16 protein-coding genes are annotated in these 18,338 nt (G+C 41.5%); 12 read left to right on the plus strand and 4 right to left on the minus strand.

All coding sequences use genetic code 11. The features are described 5' to 3' along the window. The first annotated feature begins 14 nt into the window (after positions 1 to 14). Genes PSPO_RS03110 through PSPO_RS03120 form a run of 3 tightly spaced genes read left to right on the plus strand, consistent with a single transcriptional unit; the run spans position 15 to position 1,964 of the window. Positions 15 to 398: a cupin domain-containing protein gene (locus tag PSPO_RS03110; protein WP_010560895.1), complete on the plus strand. Its 384-nt coding sequence runs from the start codon at positions 15 to 17 to the stop codon at positions 396 to 398. Beyond that, entirely contained in the window at positions 391 to 1,098 is a 708-nt protein-coding gene (locus PSPO_RS03115; protein WP_010560894.1) for an SIMPL domain-containing protein, read from the plus strand. Before PSPO_RS03110 ends, PSPO_RS03115 begins: the two co-directional genes overlap by 8 nt. Positions 1,099 to 1,130: 32 nt before the next feature. After that, a complete protein-coding gene (locus tag PSPO_RS03120; protein WP_010560893.1) occupies positions 1,131 to 1,964 on the plus strand; it encodes a DUF1835 domain-containing protein in 834 nt (277 codons plus the stop codon). Positions 1,965 to 2,021: 57 nt separating this feature from the next. On the opposite strand, the gene mutS is transcribed toward PSPO_RS03120, so the two are convergent. Beyond that, on the minus strand, positions 2,022 to 4,622 hold the full coding sequence (gene mutS / locus PSPO_RS03125; RefSeq protein WP_040641354.1) for a DNA mismatch repair protein MutS: 2,601 nt from the start codon (positions 4,620 to 4,622) through the stop codon (positions 2,022 to 2,024). Positions 4,623 to 4,657: 35 nt separating this feature from the next. Between mutS and PSPO_RS03130 the strand changes: the two genes are divergently transcribed. The 3 genes from PSPO_RS03130 (at position 4,658) to PSPO_RS03140 (ending at position 7,803) form a co-directional block, all read left to right on the plus strand. Then, positions 4,658 to 5,146: a CinA family protein gene (locus PSPO_RS03130; protein ID WP_010560891.1), complete on the plus strand. Its 489-nt coding sequence runs from the start codon at positions 4,658 to 4,660 to the stop codon at positions 5,144 to 5,146. Positions 5,147 to 5,214: 68 nt separating this feature from the next. Next, entirely contained in the window at positions 5,215 to 6,264 is a 1,050-nt protein-coding gene (recA, locus tag PSPO_RS03135) for a recombinase RecA (protein WP_010560890.1), read from the plus strand. A gap of 168 nt (positions 6,265 to 6,432) precedes the next feature. After that, positions 6,433 to 7,803 carry a DUF3943 domain-containing protein gene (locus PSPO_RS03140; RefSeq protein ID WP_233430449.1) on the plus strand — a complete coding sequence of 457 codons (1,371 nt, stop codon included), beginning with the start codon at positions 6,433 to 6,435 and terminating at the stop codon, positions 7,801 to 7,803. Positions 7,804 to 7,994: 191 nt separating this feature from the next. On the opposite strand, the gene PSPO_RS03145 is transcribed toward PSPO_RS03140, so the two are convergent. After that, entirely contained in the window at positions 7,995 to 9,152 is a 1,158-nt protein-coding gene (locus PSPO_RS03145) for a DcaP family trimeric outer membrane transporter (RefSeq protein ID WP_010560888.1), read from the minus strand. A 407-nt stretch (positions 9,153 to 9,559) separates the two neighbouring features. Between PSPO_RS03145 and acs the strand changes: the two genes are divergently transcribed. After that, positions 9,560 to 11,500, plus strand: a complete 1,941-nt coding sequence (gene acs / locus PSPO_RS03150; RefSeq protein ID WP_010560887.1) for an acetate--CoA ligase — start codon at positions 9,560 to 9,562, stop codon at positions 11,498 to 11,500. Between the two features lie 79 nt (positions 11,501 to 11,579). After that, a complete protein-coding gene (locus PSPO_RS03155) occupies positions 11,580 to 12,230 on the plus strand; it encodes a response regulator transcription factor (RefSeq protein WP_010560886.1) in 651 nt (216 codons plus the stop codon). Positions 12,231 to 12,302: 72 nt separating this feature from the next. Here the strand turns inward: PSPO_RS03155 and PSPO_RS03160 are convergent, their stop codons facing one another. Both PSPO_RS03160 and trhP read right to left on the minus strand, forming a co-directional pair. After that, positions 12,303 to 12,551: a YfhL family 4Fe-4S dicluster ferredoxin gene (locus PSPO_RS03160; protein WP_010560885.1), complete on the minus strand. Its 249-nt coding sequence runs from the start codon at positions 12,549 to 12,551 to the stop codon at positions 12,303 to 12,305. A 4-nt stretch (positions 12,552 to 12,555) separates the two neighbouring features. Further along, complete coding sequence (trhP, locus tag PSPO_RS03165) at positions 12,556 to 13,923, minus strand: prephenate-dependent tRNA uridine(34) hydroxylase TrhP (RefSeq protein WP_010560884.1); 1,368 nt, start codon at positions 13,921 to 13,923, stop codon at positions 12,556 to 12,558. 281 nt (positions 13,924 to 14,204) lie between these two features. Here trhP and ndk point away from each other — a divergent pair, with 281 nt between their 5' ends. The 4 genes from ndk (at position 14,205) to PSPO_RS03185 (ending at position 18,337) form a co-directional block, all read left to right on the plus strand. Then, on the plus strand, positions 14,205 to 14,636 hold the full coding sequence (ndk, locus tag PSPO_RS03170; protein WP_010560883.1) for a nucleoside-diphosphate kinase: 432 nt from the start codon (positions 14,205 to 14,207) through the stop codon (positions 14,634 to 14,636). 229 nt (positions 14,637 to 14,865) lie between these two features. Continuing rightward, positions 14,866 to 15,999 carry a dual-specificity RNA methyltransferase RlmN gene (gene rlmN / locus PSPO_RS03175; RefSeq protein WP_010560882.1) on the plus strand — a complete coding sequence of 378 codons (1,134 nt, stop codon included), beginning with the start codon at positions 14,866 to 14,868 and terminating at the stop codon, positions 15,997 to 15,999. Between the two features lie 77 nt (positions 16,000 to 16,076). Further along, complete coding sequence (pilW, locus tag PSPO_RS03180) at positions 16,077 to 17,453, plus strand: type IV pilus biogenesis/stability protein PilW (RefSeq protein WP_010560881.1); 1,377 nt, start codon at positions 16,077 to 16,079, stop codon at positions 17,451 to 17,453. Beyond that, positions 17,450 to 18,337 carry a RodZ domain-containing protein gene (locus PSPO_RS03185; RefSeq protein ID WP_010560880.1) on the plus strand — a complete coding sequence of 296 codons (888 nt, stop codon included), beginning with the start codon at positions 17,450 to 17,452 and terminating at the stop codon, positions 18,335 to 18,337. The genes pilW and PSPO_RS03185 overlap by 4 nt, the downstream gene beginning before the upstream one ends. The last annotated feature ends 1 nt before the right edge of the window (position 18,338 follow it).

Genomic DNA, 18,338 nt, shown 5'->3' on the forward strand with positions numbered 1-18,338 from the left:
ATGGACTAATAAATATGACTCTACTGCTGCTGAGCGCTGCTATTAGCGCAGCACCTATCAATCTTGAGCAAATGGTTGCACCAAGTGATTTAGACAACGTAAAAGTTGTGCCGTTAACTAGCAACCAAGATGCAAGCCAATTTCTGATCTATGTTAAAAAGTCAGTACCACTGCATATTCATAAAGAGCACAGTGAAATGGTTTACATTGTCGACGGTGAAGGGCAAATGCAGCTTGGTGATAAAACCTTCACAATTAAAAAAGGCGATTTTGTAAAGATTGATGAAAATACACCACATGGTGTTAAGGTAACGTCATCGCAGCCGCTGAAAGTACTGTCAACGCAAACGCCGGAATACTTTGGCAAGGATAAACATAGGGTAGATAACCATGAATAAACAATCGCTAACCAGTACGATTATCTTTGCGCTGGCAATTATTATTGCCAGCTTGTTGTTAAAACAAGGCATCGTAGAGTTTAAAACCCTTGATCGCAGTGTGGCGGTAAAAGGATTGGCAGAAAAAGAAGTGATGGCAAACACCGTTATTTGGCCAATTAATTACTCACTTGCGGGTAACGACTTAACAAAATTGATCGATGAGCTAGAGGCTAAAAACCAAGCAGTACGTGCATTTTTAGCATTACATGGTTTTAGCGACGAAGAAATTTCAGTATCGCCGCCTAATGTTGCAGACAAACTAGCGCAGCCTTACGCGCAATTAGAAAAAGGCCAAATGCGCTATTTTGTGATGTCGAGCATTACGGTTTATAGCCACGAGCCAGAAAAAGTGCGCCACGCATTAACTAAAGTGACGCAACTTGCAAAACAAGGCATTGCCATCTCAAGCGATCGCTACGACGCTAAAGTACAGTACATTTTTACTGGTTTAAATGACATCAAGCCGGAGATGATCCAACAAGCAACAGAAAAAGCACGCGAAGTTGCTGAAAAATTTGCCACCGATTCAAAATCCACCTTAGGTAAAATTAAATCTGCGCGCCAAGGGCAGTTTAGTATTTCAGACCGCGACTCTAACTCACCACATATTAAACGTGTGCGCGTGGTTTCGAGTGTTGAATATTATTTAGTGGATTAGAACAAACAACTATCAGTCGATGAGGTTCGTTTATGTATCATATTACTAATGGCGACAGTGCAAACCTATTTTTAAAGCGCATTGGCATTCAGGGGCAATTTATTGCGTGGCAAGATGTGCTGCATCATGGTCCTATTAGCGCTGAAGTATCGCTGCCTGCGATGAGTGATTATCGCGCCGCATTTTTAGCAGACTACTTTTGTTTACCGCTCAAAGACGTACGGGCCAAGTTTGAGGCGCGTAACGATAAATTAAATGCCATAGAAGACAGCGATGAAGTCACCTTGTGGTTAACGCCAGAGCTGTTTGATAGTTTGATTGGCTTACAGTTTATTGCGTGGTATCGGGCGAAATTTAACACCACGCATAATCTGTTCGTGGTGTTATTATCTGATCATTTACCTCCGCGGGAATTAGAGGCAAGCCAAGTTGCACAGTATTATAAAACCCGCTTTAGTCCAAGTGAGCCATTTTTTGAATTAGCAACTAGGGTGTGGCAAGCACTGACAACCGATTTAGCAGCGTTAGAAGGCTGTTTAACACTCGATTTCAAACACTGGCCTAATCTTAAAACTTCGGTTCAACGCTTCTTACAAGAGCAACCTGATGATATCGGTTTAAACCGCACACAATGGCAGATTTTGGATTGTTTAAACGGACAAACTTTGTCGTTAGCGCAGTTATTTGGTGCGAATCAAGATTTGGAAGAAGTCCCGTTTATGGGGGATTTAAGTTTTTGGTGTCAGATTGAAGAAATGCGAGAGTATTTGAATATATCGACGCAAGACAGTTTATTGCACCAAGAAATAGAGTTCTATCACGGAGTTAAAGTGAGCTTGTCAGAAAAAGGACAAGCTCTGCTCTAAATTAAAGGTAGTAACCCGCGTTCAGGTTAGCTAAAAATTAGCTTGCTCAGACGCGAGTTAGTTACTTTTTGCTAGTTGTTTCAGTTTAAATACTAAATCAAGTGCTTGACGCGGGGTTAAATCGTTCGGGTCAATAGTGTCTAAGGTTTCAACCACAGGGTTAGGCGCATCAAATAAACTTGCCTGTTGTGATATTTGCATATCTGCCGCGTTGTTAAGCGGCATTTCACTGACACTTTGATGCTGCTCCAACAATGAAAGCTTTTGTTTTGCACGGTTGATTACTGCTTTTGGCACACCTGCAAGGCCCGCTACTTGTAAGCCAAAGCTTTTACTCGCTGCGCCATCTAATACGGTGTGTTTAAACGCAATGGTGTCTTGGTATTCAATTGCATCTAGGTGTACATTGGCTAAAATTTCCAGCTGGTCAACAAGCTCAGTTAGTTCAAAGTAGTGGGTTGCAAATAGTGTTTTAGCAGCGATATTCTTCGCTAAATATTCGGCTGTTGCCCACGCCAGTGATAGACCGTCATAAGTACTGGTACCGCGGCCAATTTCATCCATTAATACCAGAGAGTTTTCGGTAGCATTGTTAAGAATGTTGGCGGTTTCAGTCATTTCTACCATAAAGGTTGAGCGACCTGATGCAAGGTCATCGCTCGCGCCAATACGTGTAAAAATACGGTCGGTAATGCCTATGCTCGCAGATTGCGCTGGAATATAACAACCAATATGTGCCATTAAGACGATTAACGCAGTTTGACGCATATAGGTTGATTTACCACCCATATTTGGCCCAGTAATAATTAACATTTTGCGCTTATCATCGAGGTAAGTTGGGTTGGCAATAAATGGTTGTTGCATAACAAACTCAACCACAGGATGACGGCCGCCTTTAATATCGATGCAGTTGTCTTCGCTAAGGTTGGGCCTAACATAATCGAGAGACTCAGCACGTTCAGCAAGATTATTAATGACATCCAGTTCACTAAGCGCCGCAGCCATTTTTTGCAGTACATCAATTTGCGGCGAAATAATATCGAACAATTCTTCATACAGACGCTTTTCAAGTGCCAATGCATTTGATTGGCTGTTAAGAACCTTGTCTTCGTGCTCTTTCAGTTCAGGAATAATATAGCGTTCGTTATTTTTCAGTGTTTGACGGCGTACGTAATCTGCCGGTACAAGGTTAGCGTTGGCCTTACTGACTTCAATGTAATAGCCATGCACTTTATTGTAGCTAATTTTTAAGGTTGCAATGCCTGTGCGCTCGCGTTCGCGAATTTCCATTTGCTCAAGAATATCGGTTGCACCTTTGCTAAGGTTGCGCCACTGGTCGAGTTCGGCGTTATAGCCTGGGGCAATAACACCACCATCGCGAATTAGTACCGGAGGGTTGTCGATAATAGCGTGTTCAAGTAGCTCTTGAAGTTCAGTTAAAATCGGTGTGGCATGCTTGATTTGTTTTAAGCGCGTGCTATTCGCATCATTTAATAAATCGTGAATAGGGTGCAGTGTTTGCAGCGCTAAACGTAAACGCGATAAATCACGTGGTCTTGCTGAGCGCAGCGCTAAACGCGCAATAATGCGCTCCAAATCGCCAACTTGTTTCAATGTGTCGTGCAGTTCATGGTTAATTGCCAAGTCGTGGATTTCACCGAGTGCATCAAGGCGGTTATTAAGCTCTTGTTGGTCGCGAATAGGGCTATGCAGGCGACGCTTTAACAAGCGAGAGCCCATAGGCGTTGCTGTTTTATCAAGTACTTGCGCCAAGGTATTGTCAAACCCGCCCGATAAATTGACGGTCAGTTCTAAATTTTTACGGGTTGCCGCATCCAGAATGACATTTTGCTCATTTTGCTCCAGACCAATCGCATTAAGGTGCGGCAGTGCAGTGCGCTGAGTGTCTTTCACATATTGCATTAAACAGCCTGCAGCTTGTAATGCTAAATGTGCGTTTTCAACGCCAAAACCAACAAGATCTTTGGTACCAAACTGCTTATTAAGCGATGTTTTGGCGCTGTCTAAATCGAACTCCCAAATAGGGCGACGACGCAGGCCATTACACTGTTCAATCAGCGCTAAATTTTCAAAGGTTTCAGGGTAGAGTAGTTCAGCGGGTGAAATGCGTTGTAAGCTTGAATTCAGCGCTTCGTCGGTATCGACTTGTAAAATGCGAAAACGACCTGAGTTGATATCCAAATAAGCAATGCCGTATGCACCTTTGTCGTTATGCGATACTGCGCATAACAAGTTGTCTTGACGCTCTTTTAATAAGGCTTCATCAGAAATGGTACCCGGCGTAATAATGCGTACGACTTTGCGCTCTACTGGTCCTTTGCTGGTGGCAGGATCGCCAACTTGCTCACATATGGCAACAGATTCGCCCATTTGCACTAGGCGCGCTAGGTAGTTTTCAACTGCATGATAAGGCACCCCCGCCATTGGAATAGGGTCGCCTCCGGCTTTGCCGCGATGAGTTTGCGAAATATCGAGTAATTCTGCGGCACGTTTGGCATCATCAAAAAACAGTTCGTAAAAGTCACCCATGCGATAGAAGACTAATATATCCCGATGTTCAGCCTTAATTTTTAAGTATTGCTGCATCATTGGCGTTTGTTGGCTGATAGTATGGTCTGAATATAAATCTAACGGCATAATTGACTAATAGTTGTTATGTAAAAGGTGTAAAAATGATATTACCCGCTCATATTTCTGAGCTAGCGGCAAAGTTAGGTGCTAGTTTAACGAATAAAAAGCTTTGGATCACTACTGCTGAATCGTGTACTGGTGGTGGTATTAGTTATGCGTTAACCGATACTGCGGGAAGTTCAGCTTATATTGATCGTTGTTTTGTCACTTACAGTAATGATGCTAAGCACGAGTTACTTGGGGTTAAGCAAGAAATACTTGAACAATTTGGTGCAGTAAGTAAAGAAACTATCGAGCAGATGGCAGATGGGGCAATAAATGCAACTAACGCCGACGTTGCTATTGCTGTTTCTGGCATCGCAGGCCCAGGAGGTGGCACAAAAGATAAACCAGTTGGTACTGTATGGATTGCGGTAAAAGTACTGGATAAACTATCAGTTGAACACTGTTTGTTCGCAGGCAATCGTAGCGAGGTTAGATTGCAAGTTATTGAATATTCATTGAAAAAAGCAATTGAGCTAATTAATTAATAAAAAACACTTGATACTGGTAATCTATACAGTATACTTTGCTGCATAACACAGATTCGGAGAGTCAAATGGACGATAATAAACAAAAAGCCCTAACAGCTGCGCTATCACAAATTGAACGCCAATTTGGTAAAGGCTCAATTATGAAATTAGGCGATAGCCAAGCGCTAGATGTTGAAGCTATTTCAACAGGTTCACTGGGTATTGATATTGCACTTGGTATAGGTGGTTTACCAACAGGTCGTATCGTTGAGATTTATGGTCCAGAATCTTCAGGTAAAACAACATTAACACTACAGGTAATTGCGGCAGCGCAAAAAGAAGGCAAAACATGTGCTTTCGTTGATGCTGAACACGCACTAGACCCTGTTTATGCTGAAAAGCTAGGTGTAAATGTTGACGAGTTATTAGTTTCTCAGCCAGATACCGGTGAGCAAGCGTTAGAAATCTGCGATATGCTAGTACGTTCAGGTGCTGTTGATGTAGTGATTGTTGACTCTGTAGCTGCACTAACACCGAAGGCGGAAATTGAAGGTGATATGGGGGATACTCACGTTGGTCTTCAAGCTCGTCTAATGTCGCAAGCATTACGTAAATTAACTGCGAATATCAAACGCTCAAATACACTGTGTATTTTCATTAACCAAATCCGTATGAAAATTGGTGTTATGTTTGGTAACCCAGAAACTACAACAGGTGGTAACGCACTTAAATTCTATTCATCAGTACGTATTGATATTCGTCGTACCGGTTCGGTGAAAGAAGGCGATGAAATTGTTGGTAATGAAACACGCGTTAAGATTGTTAAGAACAAAGTTGCACCGCCGTTTAAACAAGCTGAATTCATTATCATGTATGGCCAAGGTATCTCGAAAGAGGGCGAGCTAATTGACTTAGGTGTTAAGCATAATCTAGTTGATAAAGCGGGTGCATGGTTTAGCTACAAAGGCAGCAAAATTGGTCAAGGTAAAGCAAACTCTATTAAGTTCTTAAAAGAGAATGTGGAAATTGCCAATGAAATTGAGCAGAAACTACGTGAAATGTTATTACTACAAGCGACAATTAAACCTGAAGAAGGTGAAACGCAAAGTTTAGCTGCGGATGACGCTGAACTATAAAATAAGCTAAACGACGAAAAAGGCCACTAATGTGGCCTTTTTGCATTGATGTTTACAATTTTTTGCTAACATTAAGTGTCTTAAATTACAAAAGCAGCTAAAATAGCCGCCTTTTTGCAGCTTACCCAAGAACGGACGCACACACAGTCTATGAAAATGCTCAATCGTATGATTAAGTTAGCACTGTTTTCATCAGTGATGACTCAACCTCTTTTTGCTAACCAGGAAGAGCAAAAACAGTTAAATACCCAGCTTAAAGATGACATTACGTCGGTTGAAGTTAAAACCTATAATTTACCGAGTAATAGCGATTGGAATCTAAAAGATATTCCCGATGACTTTTATCAGTCACCTTATCAAATAAATTTATTTTCAAACAACTATGGTCAAGACCGAGAGCGCTTATGGTCACAAACTAAATCTGTGATGGGGTATGGCTTTGGTGTTGCTGGCTTAATTTTAATGTTGCCAGAAGATATCTCGAAATGGGATAAGGAAAACGGCGTATTTTCTAAGTGGACTGACAATGTAAAAGAAGGCCCAACATGGGACCGCGACGTTTGGTGGTTAAACTGGATTGGGCACCCGTATTTTGGTGGTGTTTATTACCAAGTTGCACGTAAGTCAGGCTACCGCCAGTGGGATTCGTTTTTATACGCATTCACTATGAGCACATTTTATTGGGAATACGGTATTGAAGGGTTTGCTGAAGTGCCGTCAATGCAAGATTTAGTGATTACACCAGTATTAGGTTGGGCTTACGGCGAATGGGCATACCAAACAGAAATGGAAATTCGTAGCACCGGCGGAGAAGTGTGGGGCTCGAAAACCTTAGGTGATGTGTCGCTATTTTTACTTGATCCAATTGATGCTGCGGGTAAAGGCATTAACAACTTGTTTGATATGGAAGTGGTTAAAGCGGGTACCGGTGGTATTAACTTTGCGAAGATGCAACTACCAACGGGTGAGTATGAAGATCAAGTGCAACTTAATGTGCACTATCAACTTGGTTCAGGTAAAGCACAGCAAGCGCCTACTTATCAAAAAAACTATATTAGTAAAAAAGACCCAGTCGATATTGGCGTAATAGGCTTTGGTCTAAATTACGGCAGTTTAAATCCAGGTGAGCATTGGGGTTTAGAGCAAGATGTTGCCAATGGCTGGAATTTAGGTCTGTATTTTTCACCGCGATTCTCTATGAAGCTTGATTATTTAAAAGGTCAACTACCGCGAGAAATTGGTTCAGGTGACCAAACATTTGAACAATTTAATGTCGGTGCAAACTATTACTTTAACAGCGATAGTAGCTTTCGCCCGTTTGTTAGCGCAGGCGCTGGTGAAATGTTGTATGCAAAGAATAATGAAGATGATGGTGACAGTACATTTGCGTTAAATGCAGGCCTAGGTATGCATTACCAAATTAACAATAATTTTGCTCTTCAGTTAGACGCTAAACGTTTTTTCAATAGTAAGTACAGTAACAACGACACTGCATATAACTTTTCGCTAATTTACTTTTTTGGTGAAGGTCAAAGGTAGCATCAACTTTACTTATTAGGTGGTTTTTTTAGCTAAGCAAACACTTGCTTAACTGTATTGAAAAATACTGTGTCGTTTTTCTCAGGCAGGAAGTGGCTGTTAATTAACTAAAAAAATAAGCGACCAATTGGTCGCTTATTACTGACAACAACTTAGGAAGCAATCTAAGTTATAAAGTTCGCAAGTAGGCTTTAGAAAGCATACTTAGCTGAAAGCTGTAAGCGGTTGATATCGCCATCAACACCACTTTCGGTTTCGCGCTCGCCTACTTTGTATTCAACACCAAAAGTAAGTTTTTTCTCAGGAGAATAAAGCAAGTTTGCACTGTAACTCATTGATGTTTTTGTTGGGTCACCAGTGATATTTAACAAGTTTTGGTTATTATCAGCACTAAAATATGACGCGAGGAAAGTTGAACGTAACTTTTCATTCCAGTGGTGTTGATAACCAACAAAGCCCGAAACTGAATCAATTGCATCTAAATCATTGCCATCAAGCACTGCACCATGTGCGACGTTTAAACCAACGTAACGCCCTAAACCACTACCTGCTGTGACCATGTATTTTAAATTATTCTTACCAAAGTTAACGCGACCCGACGCGCTCACACCAAATGATGATGTTGATGCGTCTGCACCGCCTGCTTTATAAGTAAGTTGTCTTGCAAGACCCGCAACAGTGAAGTGACCCCAATCGCCTTTAAAGGTATAACGAGCTGTGATATCTGGTAGGCTAGAGTCGTCGGTTTCGTTGCGCACACCACCTGCTGTGGTAATCGTGCTTTCAGGATTTTCTGCCGATACAGAAAAGCCGCCTGAAGTGTACTTAATCATCGCTTGACGCACGAACACAGTACCTTCAGCAGGGCCGACGAAATCAAGTGTTTCTGGTAATGCGCTAACATTTTGGAAGTTTGACCACGCTTGACCAAACAAGAAGCCATTATACGTTACAAATGCTTGACGAATACGCGGCGCATAAGAATTTGAAACACGCTCATTACCACCTGGCGATGCAATAAAATCGAGCTCAATTTTGGTGTTAATTGATTCGCCGTTGTCTAATTTAGTTGATGTTGCCAAGTTAAAGCGTGATTGACGTGCATGCATATCAAATACAGGATCTGTATCTGCGTCACCACCCACCGGAGTGGTGCTTGGTACATAAAAATCACGACCAATGCTCGTGCCACCTACCGTACCAGCAGACCAATCACTCCACATTGCATCAAGCTTTACATAACCGCCATATTTTACATCTGTAGACTCTAATACACCCGCTTGGGCTGAAGTACCGAACAATACTGCTAAAACGCTGAGCGCTGTTGTTGTTAGTTTATTGTTTTTCATAACTGTATCCCGATTAAGTTAACATCTTCACTGTTGGCTATGTTCAGATTTTGCTCAATTACCCATTGGTCTATACGACTAAGGTATAGCTAAACGGGCTTAAGCAGTGTGTTTATTCCATTAAAACTCATGAAATTAGTTGTTTTGTGAATAATTCGTTAAAAAATATAGTCGTGGATAGCGATAAATCGCAAAATAAAAATTTAATATTATGAATAATAAAAGTAATTGAGATAGCAGTAATAATTGAAGTTGTTAAAAAGATGATCTTGATTAAGTACTCTCTATATTTAAATTAAGATGCTACTAAGGTCTAATTCTTTATACCACCTAGCTGAGTAATGCTTGAGGGTATTGGTCTAGGTTGCATTTAGGCGACTAGCAACAAAGTTAAGAAAGGGGCACTCATGTCACAAGAAATTTACCCAGTACCAGCGTCTGTTAAAGAAGCAGCGTTAATTGACGAAGCAAAATATAACGAACTATATCAATGGTCGATTGACGACCCTGAAGCATTTTGGGGTGAGCAAGGTAAGCGACTAGACTGGATTAAGCCGTATACCAAAGTTAAAAATACCTCATTTGATAAAGGCCATGTTGATATCCGTTGGTATGAAGATGGTCAACTGAATGTGTCTTATAACTGTATTGACCGTCACTTAAAAGATAAAGCCGATAAAGTTGCGCTCATTTGGGAAGGTGATAACCCTGAACATTCTGAAAATATTACTTATCAGCAACTTCATGATGAAGTGTGTAAGCTAGCAAATGGTTTACGTAAGCTAGGCGTGCAAAAGGGCGATCGCGTTGCGATTTATATGCCTATGACGCCACAAGCAATTTATGCAATGCAAGCGTGTGCTCGTATAGGTGCAGTGCATTCAGTTGTGTTTGGTGGTTTTTCTCCTTCAGCAATTGCAGACCGTATTCAAGATTCTGGTGCGAAAGTGGTTATCACATCTGACCAAGGTCGTCGCGGTGGTAATGCCGTTCCATTAAAAGCAAACGTTGATGAAGCATTAACGCAAGCTGGCGTTACAAGTGTTGAACACGTTGTTGTGCACCAGCTTACAGGTGGCGATGTTGCATGGAATGATGTAGACGTTTGGTGGCATGATTTAGTTGCTGACCAAGCAACAAATTGCGAACCAGAAGTAATGGATGCCGAAGACCCATTATTTATTCTTTATACCTCAGGTTCAACAGGTCAACCTAAAGGCGTTGTGCATAGCACGGCAGGTTACTTAGTTTATACTTCGCTTACGCATCAATATGTTTTCGATTTACAAGAAGATGACGTTTTCTGGTGTAGCGCAGATGTGGGCTGGATCACCGGTCACAGTTACATTGCCTATGGGCCACTGGCGAATGGTTGTACTCAGGTTGTATTTGAAGGTGTACCAACCTATCCATCATCAGGTCGTATGGGTGAAGTGGTTGATAAGCATAACGTTACTATACTATATACCGCACCAACAGCCATTCGTGCATTAATGGCGAAAGGCGATGAGCCAACAGCTTCTTCTACACGTGAATCACTGCGTATTTTAGGTTCAGTAGGTGAGCCAATTAACCCAGAAGCATGGGCTTGGTATTATGAAAATATCGGTAACAGCAGTTGTCCAATCGTTGATACATGGTGGCAAACTGAAACTGGCGGTATGATGATTACACCACTACCAGGTGCAACAGATTTAAAACCAGGCTCAGCAACACGTCCATTCTTTGGTATTTTGCCGGCGCTATTCGATGCCGAGGGTGAAACATTACAAGGTGCAACAGATGGTAACCTAGTTATTCTTGATAGCTGGCCGTCACAAGCGCGTACTGTTTACGGTGATCATGAACGCTTTGAGCAAACTTATTTCTCAGCGTACCCGGGCGTTTACTTTACAGGTGATGGTTGTCGTCGTGATGAAGATGGTTATTACTGGATCACAGGCCGCGTAGATGACGTACTAAATGTTTCAGGTCACCGTTTAGGTACAGCTGAAATTGAAAGCGCGTTAGTAGCACACGAAGCGGTTGCTGAAGCGGCGGTTGTTGGCTTCCCACATGATATTAAAGGCCAAGGTATTTACGTTTACATTACGCCGAATGACGGCATAGCAGTAAGCGACGAATTAACCAAAGAGGTACGCAATTGGGTTCGTAAAGAGCTTAGTCCAATAGCAACACCAGATATGATCCAATGGTCACCAGGTTTGCCAAAAACACGCTCTGGTAAGATTATGCGCCGTATTTTACGTAAGATCGCTGCAAATGAATACCAACAGCTAGGTGATACATCAACACTTGCCGATCCAAGTGTTGTAGAGGAGCTAATTGAAAACCGCCTAAACCGCTAAAAGGTTTGTGAATCAATTAAACTCACAGTAACATTAAGGCTGTTATCAGGGATAACAGCCTTTTTATTAGGAGTCATATATGAGCAAGTTTTTGATAGCGGATGATCACCCTTTGTTTCGCGAAGCACTTAAAGGGGCTTTAAATGGCAGTTTCGATGATTTAGAGATATTTGAATCTGAGAGCTTTGATACAACGCTGCAAGTACTAGAACAACAACAAGAGCTCGATTTATTATTACTAGACCTACACATGCCCGGTAGCGGCGATTTATATGGTCTAATTCGTATTCGTGAAGATTACCCCGATTTACCGATTGCCGTTGTTTCTGGCACCGAAGACATTCAAATCGTTTCAAAAGTAATGAGTTATGGTGCCCTTGGTTTTATTCCAAAATCGTCATCGTCAGCACAAATTGCCGCTGCAATCGAAGAGATTCTAGATGGTGAAACCTGGTTGCCAGAATCAATGGCTGATAAAGTTGAAGAAGTGATTGAACAAGACGCAGAGCTTGCGCAGCAAATTGCATCACTCACACCGCAACAATACAAAGTGCTCAGCTATTTACACGAAGGTTTGTTAAACAAGCAAATTGCATACGAACTGAATATTTCGGAAGCGACAGTGAAAGCACATATCACAGCAATATTTAGAAAACTGGGTGTTTACAACCGCACGCAAGCGGTATTAATTGCCAGTAAGCTGCAGTTAGAGCCAGTTGACTCTAATTAGCACATTAAAATAATAAAAAACCGAGCAAATATGCTCGGTTTTTTCTTTCCAAAGTAACTGTAATTGCCGTTATTAGTTTGATGTTAGGCGAATAAATTTCTCGGCTAGCTCATCAAGAGATTCAACATGCTGTGGGTCTTTTTTAATACAGTCAATCGGACAAACGCTGACACAAGTCGGTTGGTCGTAATGTCCAACACACTCGGTGCATTTGTCTGGATCAATTTGATAAATTTTATCACCCATGTAAATGGCCTGATTAGGACACTCAGGGTCGCACATATCACAATTGATACACTTCGAATTTATCATCAATGCCATGATACTAGGCCTTTTTAAAAGGGTTACGCGTATCTTGGTCTGAATCTAAATTTCTTAATAGAATCGCTTTATCAAGTTCAATATCTTCCGGTAATGGAATTTTTACAATATGGCCTGAACCTTTAGCATCATCAATGCGTTCACCTTTCTTATTTTCCATATGATCTAAGGTAAACTGAATATTACCTTGTGGCGTCATAAGTTCCATTGAATGGCCAGTACAGAACTTGTTCTTCACATCAATTTCAACCAGACCGTTGTTGTGGCGACCTAACACTTCACCAACAAATTGCTGCTTGTCTGACACTGAGTGGCCATATTCATAGTTTTGGTATTCTTGGTGCACATGGCGCTTTAAAAAGCCCTCGGTGTATCCACGGTGCGCAAGGTTTTCTAAGGTGCGCATCAAGTTAGGATCAAATGGTTTACCGGCAACAGCGTCGTCAATGGCTTTACGGTAAACTTGCGCGGTACGCGCAACGTAATAAAACGACTTAGTACGACCTTCAATTTTTAAGCTGTGAACACCCATTTTGGTTAGCTGATCTACGTATTGCACTGCACGTAAATCTTTCGAGTTCATAATGTAAGTGCCATGTTCATCTTCAAACGCAGGCATGTATTCGCCAGGGCGGCCTTGTTCTTCCAACATAAACACTTCACTTGTTGGGGCGCCTTGGCCTAGCGTTGGGATCACTGAGCTCGGATCAATTTTATGCACAACATCACCGGTTTCAGTTTCTTTACCCGGCTTTACATCGTATTCCCAGCGACATGCATTGGTGCAGGTACCTTGGTTTGGGTCACGCTTATTAATATAACCAGACAGCAAACAACGACCTGAGTACGCCATGCATAGTGCACCGTGAACAAATACTTCTAACTCGGTTTCAGGGCATAACTCACGAATTTGGCCAATTTCTTCAAGTGATAACTCACGCGATAAAATAACGCGCTCAACCCCTTGTTGGGCCCAAAATTTTACCGTTGCAAAGTTTACAGCATTAGCTTGAACAGAAAGGTGAATTGGCATATCTGGCCATTTTTCGCGTACCAGCATAATTAATCCAGGATCTGACATGATTAATGCATCGGGGCCCATTTCAATAACTGGTTCAATATCGCGCAAATAGGTATTAACTTTGGCATTATGCGGCGCAATATTTGATACCACATAAAGCTTTTTACCTAAATCGTGTGCTTCATTGATCCCGAGCGCTAAGTTATCAAGGTCAAATTCATTATTACGCACGCGTAAACTATAGCGAGGTTGACCGGCATATACCGCATCAGAGCCATAGGCAAAGGCATAACGCATGTTCTTTAAGCTACCTGCAGGCGACAGTAATTCAGGTACAAAAGGTGTGTTCATTGACGTGTCCTCATACATCGAACTGGGTGCTGGCCAGTTGCATGATTAAAAAAGCGGGCAATTCTAACGCACAGACAAATTGAGAATTTTGATATAGATCAAATTAGCCTAGGTGTTTTGTTTCGCTGTATTGAATTAGTGCTGAGGTGATTATGTTTGTATATTTTTCTTACTTTGTTGGAAAAGTAATCAGATTATTTTCGGTTTTAATAGGATTTTCACACAAATATGCGTATAATTCGCGGCCGTTAAAATCATTAATTATTTATGGAGCATAAAAGATGGCTTTAGAGCGTACTTTTTCTATCGTAAAACCTGATGCAGTTGCTAAAAACCACATCGGTGCTATCTACAACCGTTTCGAAACTGCTGGTCTTAAAATCGTTGCAGCTAAAATGGTTCACCTTTCAAAAGAAAAAGCTGAAGGTTTCTACGCTGAGCACAGCGAGCGTCCTTTCTTCGGTGCTTTAGTTGAGTTCATGACATCTGGTCCAGTAATGGTTACTGTTCTTGAAGGTGAGAACGCAGTACTTAAAAACCGTGAAATCATGGGTGCTACTAACCCTGCTGAAGCACTAGCTGGTACTTTACGTGCTGACTACGCAGACAGCATTGACGAGAACGCAGTACACGGTTCAGACGCTGTAGAATCAGCTGCTCGCGAAATCGCATACTTCTTCTCTGACGAAGAAATCTGTCCACGTACTCGTTAATTTTAACGACGTAGACAAACATGCATTAGCTTAGGTTAATGCAGTAGAAAAGGGCTCTTTAGCCCTTTTCTTGTCATTTTGAACTAAAACAGCCTGTTTTAGTCACAGTGTCAACTTTGCTTTAAATTTACGGTACTTGGCTTAATGCGCCGGCTGCACAAATGTAAAAGTAAAGCAAAGTTGATATATCAGCTAATATAAAGTTGTATTACGTACTAGGGTCTGAGTTATGAGTGCTGCGGAAAAGAAAATTAATTTATTAGATTTAACCCGTGAAGGAATGCGAGAGTTATTTGTTTCATGGGGTGAAAAGCCGTTCCGTGGCGATCAGGTAATGAAATGGATGTACCATTTCGGCATTGATAACTTTGATGAAATGTCGAATATCAACAAAAAGCTAAAAGCTAAACTACACGCAGAATGTGAAATTAAAGCGCCTGAAATTTCAGTTAAGCAAGTGGCTTCAGATGGCACAATTAAGTACGCATTAGTGCTTGAAGGTGGTCAAGAAGTTGAAACAGTGTGGATCCCTGAAAAAGATCGTGCAACATTATGTGTTTCATCACAAGTTGGTTGTGCACTTGAGTGTACTTTCTGTTCAACAGCGCAACAGGGCTTTAACCGTAACTTAAAAGTGTCTGAAATCATTGGCCAAGTTTGGCGTGTTGCAAAAGATATTGGTTTACATGGCGATTCAACGAAGCGACCAGTTACCAACGTGGTAATGATGGGCATGGGTGAGCCACTACTTAATCTCAACAATGTTGTTCCAGCAATGGAACTGATGATGGATGATTGGGCATTTGGTTTATCTAAACGTCGCGTTACTTTAAGTACCTCAGGCGTTGTTCCTGCACTGGATATCTTAAAAGAAAAAATCGACGTTGCATTAGCTATTTCACTTCACGCGCCGAATAATGAATTGCGTGACGTACTTGTACCAATCAACAAGAAGTACCCAATTGAAGAGTTCTTAGCTGCGTGTCGTCGCTATATTGACGGCTCTAAAGCAAACAAAGACATCACTATTGAGTACGTTATGCTGCAAGGTGTGAATGACAGCACAGATCATGCACACGAGCTAGTTAAAGTGTTAAAAGGCACGCCATCAAAAATTAACTTGATTCCATTTAACCCGTTCCCGGGCAACGAATACGGCCGTTCAAGTAACAGTCGTATTGACCGTTTCTCTAAAGTGTTACAAGCAGCTGGTTTAACTTGTATTGTACGCCGTACACGTGGTGATGATATCGATGCCGCATGTGGTCAGTTAGTGGGTGATGTTGTGGATCGTACTAAGCGTGTAATGAAGAAAAAGCAACTCGACGATAATAAAATTAGTGTCAATACGGTAAACCCGTAAAGGATCTAGAAAAAATAAGATGATCCCGAGGCTAATTCGGGTAGAATTGAGATAATTGTCAGAAAATGAGTATAACTATGCGTCGTTCAATATTAGTAGGTGTTGCGCTATTAGCAACAACAGGATGTGTAACCGAAAGTGTTTATGTTGGTAGTGATAAACCAGTTGTCGAAAATCGAATTGATAACGATGAAGCGGCAAGAACACGCATTTCATTAGCATTAAAATACTTAGCTTCTGGCGATAGCACACAAGCAAAATATAACTTAGAGCGTGCCGCTAAATTTGCGCCTAAATTACCTGAGGTTCATTACACCACTGCGTATTATTATCAGCAAGTGGGTGAAAATGAACTTGCTAAAGAATCTTATTTACGCGCGATTGATATTGCCCCAGACGATCCAAATACACTAAATAACTATGGTGTATTTTTATGTGGTTTAGGTGAGTACGATGAAGCGTCAGAATACATTTTGCGTGCAATCGAAATTCCAAGCTATCTGCGCGTTTCGCAAAGTTATGAAAACCTAGCGTTATGTGCGATTGAAAATAACGAGTTTGATGAGGCGGAAGAATATCTTGAAGCTTCAGTAAAACACAGCCCATCACGCGGCTCTTCACTGGTTAACTTGTCTGCGATTTATTATGCCAAAAGCGATTTACATCGCGCGCAAACATTTATGAATCGTTATGAAAAATCAGGTCGTATCTCTTCGCGCTCGTTAATGTTGTCATACTTAATTGAAAACCGTATGGGGCATATCGAAAAAGCCAACACATTGGCATTAACGCTACAGCAAACCTACAGTAACTCTATTGAAGCGCAACAGATCAAACTTAAGAAAACATCTGACAGTGAATTTGAGCGTCTACGCGAAAAATACCGCAAAAATGAGTTAAGCAAGCTTAAAAAAGAGCTTAACCCAGATGGTAAATCGGTGGTTGCTAAGCCACAAGTAAAAGTGGTTAAACGTAAAGCGCAACCAGAAGTAACTCCAAGCAAAGCCGAGATTGAACCACAAGTAAAAGTGGAAGTTGCTAAGCCAACTACACAAGTTGCAAAAAATGAAGTGGTTGTTGCGCAAACTAAAGCACAGCAACAATCAGCAGATCCACAGCGTCTTCCGCTTAAGCTGGTTGAAACGCCGTATCACGTGATGAAAGGTGGTGAAAACCTGTTCTCGGTATCGGTTAAATACAATGTTAAATTAGCTAAGTTACTTGAATGGAATGGCTTAACAGAAAACGATCCGGTTTTTGCTGGCACAAAAATTTATCTCAATAATCCGAATATTTACCACTTGGTTAAAGATGGCGACACTTTATTTAGTATTTCTGTGAAGTACAACTTACGCATGAAGTCGCTTGCTGAGTGGAACGAGATTCAAGAATCGGCAACATTAAGCCCAGGTAAAAAAATCTTGTTAGTAAATCCTAAAACTTACGCACTATGACCGAAGAAGTATTAGCTCAAGAACCAACAACAGGTTTAGGTGAGCAGTTAGCAACTGCTCGCGAGCAACACGCTGTTTCAATTGATGAAATGGCACACAAGTTAAAGTTAACAGCAAAACAAATTTCAGCCATTGAATGTGACGATTACAGCCAGTTAGGGCCCGTCACTTTTGTAAAAGGCCATATTCGCAGTTACTGTCGCGAATTTAACCTAAACGAAGCGCAACTAATGTCGCAGTTTAGGCACCAAAGGGAAGAAACCGAAAAGCGAATGCAGAGCTTTTCAAGACGCACGGAACGCGAAGCAAAAGATAACCGATTAATGCTTTTTAGTTACGCAATTATTGCGCTAATACTCGGTTCATCGTTGTTTATCTGGTGGCAAAACCGCGAACCAGCGCCAACGGAAGCTGAGACAAGCAAAACGGTGGTTGAAACGCCGAGTCAAGAAAACAGTAATGTACCGGTCGTAACTGAGCGTAAAGCCGCAAACCAAATAAACCTTGCTGAAATATCGCAATTAAGCGATGACGAACCTCAGCAAACGAGCAGTCAAGAACCTGAAACCACGTTAGCTGAGCAGCCAGAAGTAACTAAACCGGCGGTGGCTGAAAAGAAAAGAAATACTAAGAAAAACGTCAGTACTATTGTGATGACGTTTAAAGATGATAGCTGGGTCGAGATTTTTGATGCCGATGGCGAGCGTGTCGCATTTGGTGTTAAGAAAAAAGGCTATGTCATGACATTAGATGGTAAAGCGCCATTTAATGTGGTGCTGGGCAAGCACTATATTGTTGATGTTGAGTTTAATGGTGAGTTAGTTGATATGTCACATTTCCCAACTAATCGACTCGCCAAATTTAGCCTGCCGTTGAGTGAGTAAA

Origin of the sequence: Pseudoalteromonas spongiae UST010723-006 (assembly GCF_000238255.3) — a bacterium.
Lineage (GTDB): Bacteria > Pseudomonadota > Gammaproteobacteria > Enterobacterales > Alteromonadaceae > Pseudoalteromonas > Pseudoalteromonas spongiae.

Bases quoted from the DNA above. Each gene is read 5' to 3' on its own strand.
- PSPO_RS03115 (WP_010560894.1), top strand. From the start codon at position 391: ATGAATAAACAATCGCTAACCAGTACGATTATCTTTGCGCTGGCAATT.
- ndk (WP_010560883.1), top strand. From the start codon at position 14,205: ATGGCTTTAGAGCGTACTTTTTCTATCGTAAAACCTGATGCAGTTGCT.
- PSPO_RS03130 (WP_010560891.1), top strand. From the start codon at position 4,658: ATGATATTACCCGCTCATATTTCTGAGCTAGCGGCAAAGTTAGGTGCT.
- pilW (WP_010560881.1), top strand. From the start codon at position 16,077: ATGCGTCGTTCAATATTAGTAGGTGTTGCGCTATTAGCAACAACAGGA.
- PSPO_RS03140 (WP_233430449.1), top strand. From the start codon at position 6,433: ATGATTAAGTTAGCACTGTTTTCATCAGTGATGACTCAACCTCTTTTT.
- PSPO_RS03110 (WP_010560895.1), top strand. From the start codon at position 15: ATGACTCTACTGCTGCTGAGCGCTGCTATTAGCGCAGCACCTATCAAT.
- recA (WP_010560890.1), top strand. From the start codon at position 5,215: ATGGACGATAATAAACAAAAAGCCCTAACAGCTGCGCTATCACAAATT.
- PSPO_RS03145 (WP_010560888.1), bottom strand. From the start codon at position 9,152: ATGAAAAACAATAAACTAACAACAACAGCGCTCAGCGTTTTAGCAGTA.
- PSPO_RS03155 (WP_010560886.1), top strand. From the start codon at position 11,580: ATGAGCAAGTTTTTGATAGCGGATGATCACCCTTTGTTTCGCGAAGCA.
- trhP (WP_010560884.1), bottom strand. From the start codon at position 13,923: ATGAACACACCTTTTGTACCTGAATTACTGTCGCCTGCAGGTAGCTTA.
- acs (WP_010560887.1), top strand. From the start codon at position 9,560: ATGTCACAAGAAATTTACCCAGTACCAGCGTCTGTTAAAGAAGCAGCG.
- PSPO_RS03185 (WP_010560880.1), top strand. From the start codon at position 17,450: ATGACCGAAGAAGTATTAGCTCAAGAACCAACAACAGGTTTAGGTGAG.
- mutS (WP_040641354.1), bottom strand. From the start codon at position 4,622: ATGCCGTTAGATTTATATTCAGACCATACTATCAGCCAACAAACGCCA.
- PSPO_RS03120 (WP_010560893.1), top strand. From the start codon at position 1,131: ATGTATCATATTACTAATGGCGACAGTGCAAACCTATTTTTAAAGCGC.
- rlmN (WP_010560882.1), top strand. From the start codon at position 14,866: ATGAGTGCTGCGGAAAAGAAAATTAATTTATTAGATTTAACCCGTGAA.
- PSPO_RS03160 (WP_010560885.1), bottom strand. From the start codon at position 12,551: ATGGCATTGATGATAAATTCGAAGTGTATCAATTGTGATATGTGCGAC.